The organism is Hahella sp. CCB-MM4 (genome assembly GCF_002260525.1).
GTDB lineage: Bacteria > Pseudomonadota > Gammaproteobacteria > Pseudomonadales > Oleiphilaceae > Hahella.
On the sequence record NZ_MRYI01000017.1, the window covers coordinates 76,379 to 89,362 of the forward strand.

At 47.2% G+C, this 12,984-nt stretch carries 14 protein-coding genes; 5 read left to right on the forward strand and 9 right to left on the reverse strand.

All coding sequences use genetic code 11. From position 1 onward, the window contains the following. Positions 1–14 precede the first annotated feature (14 nt). The 4 genes from BTA51_RS23045 to BTA51_RS23060 all read right to left on the reverse strand — a co-directional run bounded on the left by BTA51_RS23045 (position 15) and on the right by BTA51_RS23060 (position 5,101). On the reverse strand, positions 15–518 hold the full coding sequence (locus BTA51_RS23045) for a hypothetical protein (protein WP_094711446.1): 504 nt from the start codon (positions 516–518) through the stop codon (positions 15–17). A 74-nt stretch (positions 519–592) separates the two neighbouring features. Beyond that, positions 593–3,097, reverse strand: coding sequence for an ATP-binding protein (locus BTA51_RS23050; protein WP_094711447.1), 2,505 nt, complete (start codon positions 3,095–3,097; stop codon positions 593–595). Then, on the reverse strand, positions 3,094–4,248 hold the full coding sequence (locus tag BTA51_RS23055) for an FIST signal transduction protein (protein ID WP_094711448.1): 1,155 nt from the start codon (positions 4,246–4,248) through the stop codon (positions 3,094–3,096). The genes BTA51_RS23050 and BTA51_RS23055 overlap by 4 nt, the downstream gene beginning before the upstream one ends. A 127-nt stretch (positions 4,249–4,375) precedes the next feature. After that, on the reverse strand, positions 4,376–5,101 hold the full coding sequence (locus tag BTA51_RS23060) for an ABC transporter substrate-binding protein (RefSeq protein WP_168188271.1): 726 nt from the start codon (positions 5,099–5,101) through the stop codon (positions 4,376–4,378). Positions 5,102–5,354: 253 nt separating this feature from the next. On the opposite strand from BTA51_RS23060, the gene BTA51_RS23065 reads away from it, so the two are divergent. Together BTA51_RS23065 and BTA51_RS23070 are read left to right on the forward strand one after the other, a co-directional pair. After that, positions 5,355–6,437 (forward strand): cyclic nucleotide-binding domain-containing protein, encoded by a 1,083-nt coding sequence (locus tag BTA51_RS23065; RefSeq protein ID WP_094711450.1) that lies wholly within the window; start codon positions 5,355–5,357, stop codon positions 6,435–6,437. 148 nt (positions 6,438–6,585) lie between these two features. Continuing rightward, positions 6,586–6,843, forward strand: coding sequence for a GrxA family glutaredoxin (locus BTA51_RS23070; protein WP_094711451.1), 258 nt, complete (start codon positions 6,586–6,588; stop codon positions 6,841–6,843). A 125-nt stretch (positions 6,844–6,968) separates the two neighbouring features. Here BTA51_RS23070 and BTA51_RS23075 read toward each other — a convergent pair whose 3' ends face one another. Next, positions 6,969–7,187 carry a hypothetical protein gene (locus BTA51_RS23075; protein ID WP_094711452.1) on the reverse strand — a complete coding sequence of 73 codons (219 nt, stop codon included), beginning with the start codon at positions 7,185–7,187 and terminating at the stop codon, positions 6,969–6,971. 410 nt (positions 7,188–7,597) lie between these two features. Between BTA51_RS23075 and BTA51_RS23080 the strand changes: the two genes are divergently transcribed. The 3 genes from BTA51_RS23080 to BTA51_RS23090 all read left to right on the forward strand — a co-directional run bounded on the left by BTA51_RS23080 (position 7,598) and on the right by BTA51_RS23090 (position 9,678). Continuing rightward, positions 7,598–8,194 carry a hypothetical protein gene (locus tag BTA51_RS23080; protein ID WP_094711453.1) on the forward strand — a complete coding sequence of 199 codons (597 nt, stop codon included), beginning with the start codon at positions 7,598–7,600 and terminating at the stop codon, positions 8,192–8,194. Then, the gene (locus tag BTA51_RS23085) at positions 8,178–9,278 is read left to right on the forward strand and encodes a rhomboid family intramembrane serine protease (RefSeq protein WP_094711522.1); all 1,101 of its coding nucleotides are present in this window, start codon (positions 8,178–8,180) and stop codon (positions 9,276–9,278) included. Before BTA51_RS23080 ends, BTA51_RS23085 begins: the two co-directional genes overlap by 17 nt. Before the next feature lie 115 nt (positions 9,279–9,393). Further along, positions 9,394–9,678, forward strand: coding sequence for a hypothetical protein (locus BTA51_RS23090; RefSeq protein WP_094711454.1), 285 nt, complete (start codon positions 9,394–9,396; stop codon positions 9,676–9,678). A gap of 49 nt (positions 9,679–9,727) precedes the next feature. On the opposite strand, the gene BTA51_RS23095 is transcribed toward BTA51_RS23090, so the two are convergent. From BTA51_RS23095 to BTA51_RS23110, 4 genes are all read right to left on the reverse strand, one after another. After that, complete coding sequence (locus BTA51_RS23095) at positions 9,728–10,054, reverse strand: hypothetical protein (RefSeq protein ID WP_094711455.1); 327 nt, start codon at positions 10,052–10,054, stop codon at positions 9,728–9,730. Positions 10,055–10,141: 87 nt separating this feature from the next. Beyond that, the gene (locus BTA51_RS23100; RefSeq protein WP_094711456.1) at positions 10,142–10,621 is read right to left on the reverse strand and encodes a GreA/GreB family elongation factor; all 480 of its coding nucleotides are present in this window, start codon (positions 10,619–10,621) and stop codon (positions 10,142–10,144) included. A 145-nt stretch (positions 10,622–10,766) separates the two neighbouring features. Beyond that, positions 10,767–11,117 carry a hypothetical protein gene (locus BTA51_RS23105; RefSeq protein ID WP_168188272.1) on the reverse strand — a complete coding sequence of 117 codons (351 nt, stop codon included), beginning with the start codon at positions 11,115–11,117 and terminating at the stop codon, positions 10,767–10,769. A gap of 113 nt (positions 11,118–11,230) precedes the next feature. Further along, entirely contained in the window at positions 11,231–12,898 is a 1,668-nt protein-coding gene (locus BTA51_RS23110) for a DUF6119 family protein (protein ID WP_141215659.1), read from the reverse strand. Between the last annotated feature and the right edge of the window lie 86 nt (positions 12,899–12,984).

The following is a 12,984-nucleotide window of genomic DNA, read 5'->3' on the forward strand; positions in this document are numbered from 1 at the left end:
TTTTTAAACGATAACTACGGATAAAGCTGCACGATACCCGTCTTACCTGCCATATCGCCAACCATCCAGATCTGTTCAAAAGGATGATTGGGAGGCACCTGAATATGGTGTTGCAAGGTCATGATTTCTTCAGCCGTCCAGGCCGGGTGGGCATTTCGGATAACCAGCCACACCCGCTTGGATTTATAGCTCTTGGTGGCTTTGTTGGCCAGAATTCTGTTGAGGGCCTCAATCAGCCTTTCATGGGGATCTGTCGCTTTCAGGAGTTGCAGTTCGCGTCGAGTATGAGGATCCAGCGAACGTCCCAGGATCTGCATGGCTTCTTCCTCAGATCCATACAGATGGGCTATTTCAAGGTCCAGCCTCTCTCCGTCAATGAAACAGGATACATCCGGCTTTCTCGGCCGGTTATGCCAGATATGACGAACAGGAATGCGGTAGTTCTTTTCATACCAGCGCATGAAGAGCCTTGCGGCTTCATGCTCAAGATTGATCTTCTCTTCCTCTGAAGGTGTCATAAGACCACCCAATCCCTCCAAAGCATCATACCCATCCTGCTAGCAGGAAATATCCTCATCTCCTAATCATAAACTCACTTACCGGATCGCTGACTCCTGAGCCAATCGTCGATGATTGCCTCCACTTCCCGATAGCTGGTTTTCTGAACTTCCAACTCTTGAATCAGGATTTCCCAATCCGCACCTCGCCCCAGGCCTTCTATCTTTTCACATACTGCACTGAAATCCTCAGCCCCCACTGCTTTGGACGACGATTTCATCTTATGCGACAGAAACATAATGGTTTCGATATCTTTGTCCTGGGCGGCCAGGGACAATGCCTCCATACCTAGTCGGATATCGCTGAGATATTGGTCCAGGATATCGTAATGGATATCCAGATCATCGCCGATCTGCTCAGTAAGAATATCTAAATTCAGCGTCGCTTCTTTCATAGCGTTCTTTTCAATCTCATGAATTTTCACTTGCCCACGGTTCATAGGCTTTAACCATGTCACAATCTTTTCTTTCAAATGTGCAATTTCAACAGGCTTCGGCAGGTAGTCATCCATTCCTGCCTTCAGACATCTCTCGGCCTCACCCCGCAGCGCATTGGCTGTAATCGCGACAATAGGCACATGCTGTTTAAGCTGCTGCTCACGCTGCCGGATTGCCTTGGTCAGTTGCCACCCGTCCATCTGCGGCATATGGCAATCGGTCAGGATGAGATCCACGTGTCGCTCCTGCCATACCGCGAGAGCCTGGCTTCCATTATCCACCATGACACAGTTCAACCCCAATCGCTGTAATTGCTTGCGGATAACGTCCTGGTTTGTGGCATTATCCTCTGCCACCAGAATACAGTAGTCTTCCACGCCTTCCGGAAGGGTAATCAGCTCAAGGTTTTGTCGGGAACTGGTTACAGCAACAGGAACCGGAGGACTGCACAACCCCGCGGCAGCGCCTACCGTCTGGATAAACTCTTCCCGGCGAATGGGCTGATTGGCGGCCTTCAGAGTACAGGAGGGTACAACTTTCATGTGCAACTGGTAGGGAGCCATGGCCACGACTGAGACTTCCCGGCCTCGAAGCAAAGGCTGGAGGCTCTCAATAAAATCCAGATCCTCCCGGTCTTCGAGATCCAGAACAACAATAGGAAGCTTCTTCTCATGTCTTGCCCTGACTGATACTTCGCCGAACAATCCGTTACGTTGGCGGTAACGGGTCACTTTGGCCCCGCCCCCTCTTAGATACTCCTCCACAGTGTCTCCGGCATGAAGATCACGCAGATACATGAGCACTTCCAGCCCGCACAGCAGTTTCTGACGGGGCTCGGCCTCCCCCAACGGAAAATCAAGTTCAAGATTAAAAGTGGTGCCCTGATCTTTCTGGCTGGTAACGCTGATGACCCCACCAAGCAACTCGGTCAACCGCTTGCAGATGGACAGCCCAAGACCGGTACCTCCAAAGCGCCGGGTGGTAGAGCTTTCTCCCTGCATAAATGGTGTAAACAGGCGGTCAAGAACCTCCTGCTCCATTCCGATGCCATTATCGCTCACCTGAAACTGCACCCGGCAATGATGCTTTTCCACGCTCTGCAGCTTGGCCGACATCAATACATATCCGTCGCCGGCGTTTAAGGTTTGCGTAAACTTGATGGCATTGGAGCAAAGATTAAAGAGGATCTGTCGAATACGAACTTCATCGCCAATCACGATATCCGGAATGCTGGGGTCGATAAAGCAGTGCAACTTGAGGTTTTTCTGGTAGGCCCCGGGAGCTAATGTCTGAGCGACTCCTTCGACCAACTCGACCAATGACAGCGGATTGCTCTCGATCTCCAGGTGTTCCGCCTCGATTTTGGAAAAATCGAGGATATCATTGAGGATATTTAGCAGAGAGAACGCGGAATCCCGCACCGTTTCAATCATTCTCTGCTGTTCGGAATCCAACTCCGTATGGCTGACCAACTCCAACAGCCCGATAACCCCATTCATCGGCGTTCGGATTTCATGGCTCATCATCGCCAGAAACATACTTTTGGAGGCGTTGGCCCGCTCAGCGGCCTCCTTTGCACTGACCAGGCTCTGGTTAGCAGCTGCCAGTTCCGCCGTTCTTTCTTCCACCCGGGCTTCCAAGGCCTGGTTCAAGTCCAATATCTGTTCTTGAGCTTCAGTTAGCGCGGAAACTTTACCCTGCAGTTTTTCCGCCACTCTTTTGTAATCCTGCTCCCGGATTCCCAGTTCACGGGAAGCGCGCTCCAGTTGTTTATTCAGGGCTGAATTTTCATCGTAAAGCTGGACATTACCTATCAGCAGTTCCACCAGAGGGGTCAGGAGCAGTCTGATATTGTTGCGCCAGGATTCCGGAACACTAATGTACCAGGCTAACGGACCAATACGCTGGGTAACCAGCTCCTTACCAGGGACCAGTATCACTCCATGAATACGACTCTTCCTGTTACCGACAATTTTGAATAGTTTTTCGGGCTGATCGGTATAAACAACCACAGGCCCGGCAACCAAATCTTTTTTATTTGGTACCCCTGATTCAAATCCTTCGGGTGCAGGCTGGATCGTGCTGATAAAACGAGAGTTCATTCGCCAATAAGCAATGTAATACAGGTCATATTATGAAACAGGTTTCTTGTATATTGTCCATCCAGTTGCAATGGCCCTATCTCGCCAAATGACGGAAACCCTGCGATGGGCAGTGACCCACCAAATTCTTGGGTCAACGCCAATAATTCATGCTTGATCTCACTGCCAAGCAGCCACTTACGCCCCACGCAACTGACAACGATCCCCCCAACCGGCTCAAATCCCTTCTCTTTTTGTTCCCGGCACCGTTCATACACCTCCCGGACAATCAGTTCCGGTTCGGCCAGGCACACCTGGACAGACTTGCCCTTTTCTATTCCGCCAAACAGGCCTAGAGAGGTATCGGAGCTGGAAAAATCCGGGACGATGGAACGCAGCCGCCGAATACCCGGTTGGTCAGGGTCGATAATCGTCAGAGAGGTAATCCCCCGATCAGTCTGAAGCACAGGTTTTCCGGTCTCTCGCTCAATAAACTCTGTCGCGTGAATGCCATCCACCCTGATGATATTTGCCCCTTTGGCCTCATCCACTGTTCCGGGTTTACCAATAGGTGTCAGAGTGTTGCTGATCGCAATATCGAAGTTGATAGAACCATAAGCCGCGACAGCCACAATCGCATCGCGAACCGCCTCGCGATTGCAGTAAAGAAAACAGCTGGCCATCTTGTTATCGTCCGCCGCCATACCTCCTATGATGGGAAAGCGGCTCTCTCTTTCTATCACCTCACCAACCAGGCTTGCGTCAGTCCGAAAATCCACGGCCATAAATACCAGTTTTGGCAGCTCATCTTTACCTGCAGCTACGATACGTGCAAGTATACGGTCCGTAACTTCAGTCGGAGAATCTTCCAACCCCTTCTCTAGATCAATGTGCCACTGAACTCGATTATCAGAATTCAATCCAATAGCTGCCGCACCAACTTCCTCAATACCATGAGTTTCATAGTACCCATCCCCTGAATTACCGATGATAATCAGTTGGTTGTTATTGAGAGTGTCATAGATCGCTTCCACCAGTTCTTCGGGTTGCTCGTAGTGAACCGTGGAAAAAAGAAAAATGATTTCCGGATTGAGCTCAGCCATTGCATCCGCCAATTCCACTCCTGCACGGTATGCATCCAGAGCATTCGTTGATGCCGAGACAGCTTTCATAGAATTCGCTCGAAACTGTTTATCATTGCTTTCTAAAAGTGTAGTTGAAAGCGGGAACTTTTCAGCTCAGGACATGCTCTGAGACGCATAATACCGCCTTTTCGAGCCGATGACGCCGAAATTGGAATCAGTTCAGGTATTTATTGAAAATCTCACCAATGGTGCCGTCAGCCTTCATTTCCTGAATGGTATCGCTATATCGCTGAACCAGCCCTTCAATATCAGGATAAGTGGAATGTCTGGAAAAGGCATTGTAGTAACTGGCACTGGAAAGCGGGTTGGGGAGGAAAATCACTTTATCCTGCAAACCGGCCAGCTTAAGTTCATATCGGCTCACCAGAGTATTCAGCGGCACGGCATCAATCCGGCCGGCCATTAACAGCGGTATTTGCTGTTCATTGCTGTTAACTTCCATCAACCTGAGTCTGCTGCTCCAGAAATCTTTCGTGTATGCATAGCCTTTGGTCGCCCCTATGCGGTGTCCTTTCAGGTCAGATAATCGATCAAAGTGAATTTTATCGGCATCTTCTTTTCGGATGAAAAAGTGCCAGGTGAGTTCCAGATAACTGGCTTCCGGATAGTACAAATAAGCTTCCCTGGAAGGCTTACGCGACACAGCTATGACCATATCCACTTGCCCCAGCTCTGCCATACGCAGCATTCTGGCGCCCACATCGATCAGCGTAAAACGAAAGTCGACCCCCATTCTCTTCAGGGCTTCCCTGATTACATCAATATCAATGCCGTAGTAATCCCGGTTGAAGTACATCTTCAACGGTGCTTCTTCCACTCCGGCGATCACCAGTTTCCTGGCCTGGGCTTCCTCTCCTAGCGACAACAGCATGACTATCATGCAGAAAACTCTGCCAATATGACTTCTCAGTGTCTGTCCCATTACTTCTGTCGCTCAGTCCAGATGAATTAATCAGTACCTGTTATCGCAGCCTTGTTCACCGCCACCGTCTAATTAAGAATAGGATAAACGACAGGATATCGTATTAATTTCATTAAATTATGAACCTGGACACTCAATATCTCCCGACCTTATTTTTGTGATGAACTAAAATATAAATTTGATATAACCGTCACAATCTACGGAAGAGACTATGTCCCTGCACAAAGAACTGAATATCACCGAATCCACCATGGAGAAGTACACCCCACTTCGCCAGCTATCCAGCAAGTATCTGAATCAGGTGATTAAAAGAAGCCAGGTTATGACCTTCAACGCAGGTGAAACCATTTTTGAGAAGAACCATGAGCTACCCTTTACCTACTATCTGCTAAAAGGTGAGCTCAAGATCAAAAAGGGACTGCTTTCTTCAGAAACACTTAATGCAGACAGCAAGGAATGCCTCCACCCTATCAACAAGAAAATCCCTTCCGAAACGTCAGTCAAAGCCACTCAGTCCGGTCACATTCTCATGGTCGACACGGTTTTCCTTGATCGTGCTCTGGGGTGGACCGAAGCAGAGGCAGTGACGGAAAAAGACAAGGAGAAAGAGACTGTTCAAGCTGAGAGTGAGGAAATCAGCGTCGAAGAGGAACCGGCTGAGTTTGATCCGGAGCATTTCGATTGGATGGCCAGCCTGCTGTCATTCCCTCTGTTTTTCAATCTTCCTCCCTCTAACATGGAGACAATCTTCAACAAATTTGAGCGGGTGAAAGTCAAAGAAGGTGAAGTGGTTATCAAAGACGGTGACGAAGGTGACTTTTTCTACCTGCTGGTGGAAGGTTCTGCCAAAGTCCTGATTGGTGGCGATGGCGGTAAGCAATTTCATTTGTCCAAAGGCTCCTACTTTGGAGAGGAAGCCCTGGTATCCGATACCCTGAGATCAGCCACCGTCATTATGAATGAAGACGGTGTCCTGGCCCGCCTGGACAAAACCTCTTTCCAGAGTCTGCTGCATGATCCCCTCGTGCAGTGTGTGTCTACGGCAGAATTTAAAGAGCAATCGACTAGTGGAATGAAGAAAACCGCCCTGCTGGACATCCGTTCCCTTGATGAGTTTGAGTTTGCGCCGATGCCTCAGTGTCTGCATATTCCATTGTCCGAACTTCGTCAGAAAATCCCCACATTAGATAAATCAACCACTTACTACCTGACCTCCGAGGGAGGACAGCGAAGTGACATTGCCGCCCATGTTCTGTGTCAGAACAGTATTGAGGTGTATGTGATCAAGGATTGAAAGGGGTGAAAGGGGTGAAAGGGGTGAAACACATCCGTCTTAAATAGATATCGCCAATCACAACAGTAAAAACAATTGATTTCACCAATTCATGGTCATGATTTAACCTTTCCCGAGTTTTAAAATCATGATCACCGGGAGGTCATCTATGTACACTGTTATTTTTGGCCGTCAGGGCTGCCCCTATTGCGTTAGAGCCAAGCAAATCGCAGAAAATCTAAAAGACAGCATGGATGGCTTTGATTTTCGTTACGTTGATATTCATGAGGAAGGGATCAGCAAAGGTGATCTTGAAAAGACTGTCGGAAAACCGGTACATACGGTTCCTCAAATATTTATCGACCGGCAGCACATTGGCGGATGCAATGAATTTGAGGCACATGCCCGCCAGCAGCAATGGCTATAGGCTGACGGGACATTTCACTTTTTAGAAAAAGTCTCAGGTTTTAGAAGTTGTCTCAAGTTTTAGAAGAAGACTCAGGTTGTAGAAAAGTCAGAGACAAAAAAATCGGGCCCAGGCCCGATTCTTTTTTATGCAGCTGCTGCGCTTCGCAGGCAGTATTCACGTTCCCAGTGAAATACATTATTGCCCTCGTGAATCTGACGTCCGTGGCTGGAAACCAGTCCCCAATCCATCATTTCTTCAATTGAGTGCATGACCAAAGGCATTGTTTCAGAGCCAAAAAATGCAGCCAGTTCAATTTCGTTCTTTGCACCGCGTGCCAACAGTTCTAGGATTTCCGATTTCATCGCAGCGTTCTCCTGGGTTGTCGTTCTTTCAACTTCTCTCAGTTATTTGAGAGTTAATGGTGTTTGATCTAGAAAGCGACGTCTCACAGGATAACCCTTCAACAAAGAAGGTACTGATGTCAATACGGCCATATTTCCTATGCCTCACTGCATATAACCGACTGAAATCATTGATGTCTGTCAGTCGCTTTCGAGAAGAAAATATGACAAGCAATTCTGGTATTGCCATGTACAGGTAATGGCAAATTATGGCAGCGTGGGGCCAATCGGGACCTCATTCTTATGAAAGGTCATCCTCACGGGATATCCCTAACCGGTGGGCAAGGCCGTCATTCATCGGCTAAACTGCCCCACTTTTAGTTACCTTCGGTCTTCAAAATCCATCTGATCAATTGAGCAAAAGCATCCCCATGTCTGTATTCGCCAATATCTCACGACGCCTCCGGCTTCCTTTTAGTGGAGGGGAAATCAACGCCTTAAGTTTTTGGGTCAGCCAGTTCATCATGGTCCTAGCCACCATTCTGGGGGTTTACCTAGCGTCATCCGAAGGGCTAAAAGCCGCCGTAAAATTCAACGAGATCACCCGCATAGAACGTAATTACTACTTACGGACATCCTACGCGAATGAGCTGGAAGCCAACGCTGATATCGTTCTCAGCTATGCCGCACAAATTAAGGACTCACCACCCGGTTATAAGTTCTACGATTTGAATCCGCTTGTACTGGACCAGTTTGTCTGGACCGCAATGAAGGAGTCCGAAGCCACACTGGAAACGCCCAGCCACTTTCTGCAGGGCGGTCAAAGTTTTTACCGTTATGTGAAAGACACCTACAAGAAACTGGCCGACAAAACGTTCGGCCATAGTCACGGTGCCAAGTTGTTGATCGAGGCGGCGATAGATATCAAGGAACACCTGGTCCCCAAAATCCGCCAGAATACTGCCGTATTGCAACAGCAGCTTAAAACCCAGGGCGTGGAGGTCGATGTTGATGACCAGATCAACTAAACACTGCCCCAGCTGTGACGCCAGATCGCTGGTACATATCCTCTTCATGGGCGAGGAAGTCCTGAAGTGCAAGATTTGCGAGGGATTGTGGTTCGATGATGGTGAGCTCAACCGGGCAATAGCCCACCATCACGATGACGTTGACGAACATCAGCACGAGACGCAACTGGGGCAACATTTAGGCGTTAGTGAACGTCACTGTGGTTACTGCCTCAAACCACTGCAACACTATCACCTGTTGAAGGAATATGAGGTGGTCATTGACTGTTGTCCCTCCTGCAACGGCATCTGGCTGGATAAACATGAAATAGACCAGGTGCTTCACTCGCCTAAAATTCAGCAGGCGATAGAATCACTGAACAAGAAAACCTCCTGGCGTTCCTGGGTATTTCAGGCCCTTACCCAGATGCCGGTTGAATACAATCTACCGGTTAAGCGAACTCCTGTCATAACCTGGAGCCTGATCGGCCTGTGCTGCCTGCTGTTTATTGTGGGAACCGCCTATCCCGACCAATATGATTTACTTGTGGCTATGTTCGGGTTTTCTTCCTCCACCTCTAATCCCGGTGTTCTCCTGACCCAATTAATCGGCTATCAGTTTCTCCATGCCAGTTGGCTGCATCTGGCGGGGAACATGTACTTTTTATGGATTATTGGAGACAACCTGGAAGAAGCACTTGGAAGGTTTAAATTCCTCGCCATTTACCTGGTTTCGGGCATGGTGGCGGCTCTTGCGGAATGGGCTTTCTATACCTCAGTCCATTCGTCACCCCTGCTGCTGATCGGCGCCAGTGGCTCCGTCGCTGCACTTTTTGGAATTTATCTGGTGTTATTTCGTTACGCCAGCCTCAGCTTCATGTTCTTCGTGTTCCAGAAGAAACTGTCCCCTGTCTGGTATTTCCTGATATGGAGTGGGCTGAATATTCTGGGGTTATTGCTGGGTGACGCTGGAGTTGCCTACATGGCCCATCTATCGGGGTTCGCCTTTGGCATCGTGATAGGCCTATTGGTTCGTTCTTCAGTATTGGAGCAACATCCCATGATCCATATGCTGAGTCAGCCGATGTTGAGAGTGCGTAGGTAAGCCCCCCTTTTCTAGCTAAACCTGACAATCTCTACGGAACAGGCACTTTTCAGGTAAAATACTTCATCCGTTTATCTTGATGGCTTTTGTCTGACTTAATATGGAATCAAATTTCATGGCTGAACTTTTTAATAGTCCTTTCACGCTGCTTGCGATCCTGTTGGTAGTTTTTATTGCTCTTGCTGCGCAACGCTTTTTCAATCTGAACCGCTGCCCCCGTTGCAGAAAGGGAAAACTTATTACCATTAAAAAAGATGCCTTGGAGATGGTTCATGAAGAAGGGTCACAGTCCGTTGACGCAGGTGGCGCTGGTTTCGACACCCGCACCTATGTCAAATCCCGCCTGCGGTATCGGTGCCCCAAATGCGGGGCAGAGATGGACACCATTGAGAATAAATAGCGGTCTATTTCCGCTATTTATTCTCGTCCTCGTTTATTGGGTCCCTCGTTTATTTTGTACCAGGTTTGCCTTTTCTTAATTCGTTAAGTTGCTTCTGCTGCGTTTCCGCTATAGAGCGTTTTTTACGCAGCGCAGTGACCAGATACAAAATATTCCAAAGAACCAGGGCAACTGTCAGCATAATGGCTGTACGAGTGGAGGTGGTAAGCCACATGGTGGCAACCGTAAATAAGAGAATGACGTTAATCAGACCAAAAATCTTGTCGTTCAAATACCTCACAGACCAACTGGGCTGGTGACTCCCTCTATCACTTTCCGTCGACCTCATCTGGGCTCTGAACGCCACCAAATCACTATCATGATCACCGCCTGACATACCTTTCAGTCCTTGTCCTTAATAAAATTCTACGTTGCCTGCTTTCGAAAACTGTCCCGGAACACGACGGTTGTTTCTCACCATCGGCTACTTTGCCTGCAAAACATTATACAGATGATGCTCTCCGTTGATCAGCATCGATACTTCATCATCAACACTCTTTCCCATCATCGCCTGACCAAGTGGCGAGGTCGGCGTCACCACTTTACAACTCTCTTCACCTATCCGCACTTCTATGCCGCCACCGGCCGGTCCCAAAAAGTAATTACGGCATTCGCCGTCTTCCGACTCCAAGGTGACCAAAGCTCCCAGCCGAACCATGTCATCCTCAAAATCAACGAATTTTCCATTTCGATACATCTGAAGTGCCTGGGTCAATTCATCCACCTGCCGGGACAACCCCTCAGCCAGATAAGCCGCCTCAAGACCGAAGGTATCGTACTTGTTCTCTGCCACGCTTTCTTCATGGGTGGCCGTTTCATGGGCCGCTTTGGCACTGGCAACGGCAATATTCAGAGAGTCTTCTAATTGCGAGATTATCTGCTGGATAACATCGGCTTTAATCATTAAGTCATGATCCGTTTAAAGGGGGTAAAGTATTGGATATGGCGTGAGAGACCTATCGCCAAAGGGCGTATCATAGCATTGGTAAAACGATTTCGTGGAATCGTACTTTTCTCACAAATGCCCTGATGTGAAGGGACTTCAGGAGCTAAGCGTTATCGACTTCTTCGTCCCAGATTTCGCCATAACCGATATTTTCAAGAAAACCACCGAGAGTGTTGTATAGCTTTTCGGTCCAGTACTCAGCTCTTTCTGTCCATGGAAAACCAACCCCAGACGTTTCCATTTCAATGGACTTATCTACCATTTTCCAGAAAAACAGACTTAGCTGTCTGGCATCAACTGGGCTATCAACGTTGCCTGTGCTCAGGATTTTCAATGCTATTTCGTCGTTTAAGGCATTTGCGAAATACATTGCGAATTGATGTTCTTGGTTGTATTTGAATTCGATCATGCTGCTGGTCTTGTTTCTTTTCTGAATCTGATAAAGCTGTGGCATGTAGGGTCTGACTCTGCGAGTCTGACCTCGGCTTGCAGGTGACAGGTTTAGGCCAGGAGCGGACATTATCTACGCTCTGTCAAACATCAGAAATAGACAATTGCAGTTAACACCTAGTCGTCTTCTCTCATATCCTTTTTCTTAGGGGATTCATTGTCAATAAAAGCAATGGAGACTTTGTATCCGCGCATGTTGTGAACACGAGAAAAAATATTATTCAAGTTGACCTTACTGAAAAATGGCAACTCAATCTCAGGCGTTTCAGGCTTCTTGATGATACCGTACACGATCTCAAATCCACGAATCTCGTCATCAAATTCGTAGTCGCCACCGACATCTGGCGATTTAATCTTCTCTTCTACTTTAGTTCTGAATTCACTGTCATCCAACAGCAATTGTGCAGAAACAAGACCTTGAGCAAACAAATGACTAAGCACGCTTGAGCCAGAATACTTCTTTATGTGAATAAGCTTCTTGTTCGTAACATCGAAGATGTCGCAGAATTCGATTTTACTGTATTTCCCACCATGCGAGATATTTTTGGCATCCATACAGAGAGCATCAGGAATATCAGCGGTCATGCTTGAATTATAGCCATTCTCATCTTTATGGGCTTCTACGTATGGTTTAAAGGTGATGTCTGACGGGTAATTATCAAGAATGTTTTGATACTTGGCATTAGTATCGCCAACAAAATCATTCTTCAGCTTATACCATTCACTATTGATCAGAATATAGCTGCTCCCGTTTAATTCAATTTCAGCATATAGACACTGATATGCCGACCAAACGTAAGCATCTCGTTCTCCAACTGAATGAAGTGCATGAACTTGAGTCGACTTGAGCAAATCAACAGAAAGAGGCTGACCAATAACTTCCTGCAACTCAGTCAATGAAACATCCCCAAATTGATTGTCTTGATCATTGTTAAAGTAGAAGGATTGAATGTTCTGCCAATCCACAAGTTCAGGAACCGCCAACCAAACCTTAGATTGATCCTGATCATTAGTCAGACGGCGATCCAGCTCCGCCTGTAATTCATCAAATTGGGTGGTTTTTTTCTTTATAAGCTCTATTTTATCTATCCAGTCAAAGCCTTTATTTTCATATCGCTTCATTTGCGACGCCACATAAGCTGCCTTTAAAAGACGATCAACATTTTCAATATTGAATTTTGCATTGATGCTGAGGTTGGACTTCCCTGAAAGCGTCGTTCCGAAAAGTTTATGCTTGTATTTTTCTCTTCTGAGTCGCTTGTCTAGTGTGCCAGTTACTCCAAGTAAAATATCCAGCTCGAAATCCAGACCAAAATCCATTTGCCCGCCTTTCTTGGAGAGTTGTTCAGCTGTGAATTTCGGTGTACCGGATATGTCATGTTTATCTATTCGGCGAAGGCTATTTTCATCAACAACATTCAGGACTGAAAGCAATCCAAATCGCTGTTCGTAAGCATCCTTCTTCAACATGTGATGGCCTGTGCCAAAACAAATCGCAAATAGATGTGAGTCACCATTTATCGTCACTTCTCTAATTAGCACCGCTTGTGATGAAGCTGAATTGAAGACATGATGCTCCCTGTCGCCAATATCTTCCTTAAATTCAGTATTAAAGAAATCCGTGACCCAAGGGGCTGGAATGACTATCTTGCTGTTGTAGTAAAGTGAATAGCCTTCCCTTACCTCAATGACGCTCAGATCAGCGATTGGGTCTTTAAAAATGTCATCGACCCCAAGATGATCCTTGATGAGATAGAAATTGATTTTGTTTGTTTTGCTGGACATATAATTCTCCCATCTTTGATTGGCATCAAAGCTATGTCCGCTTTGGGTCAAAAGCGGTCTTCCATTACTCGATCATAGTTAAAAAG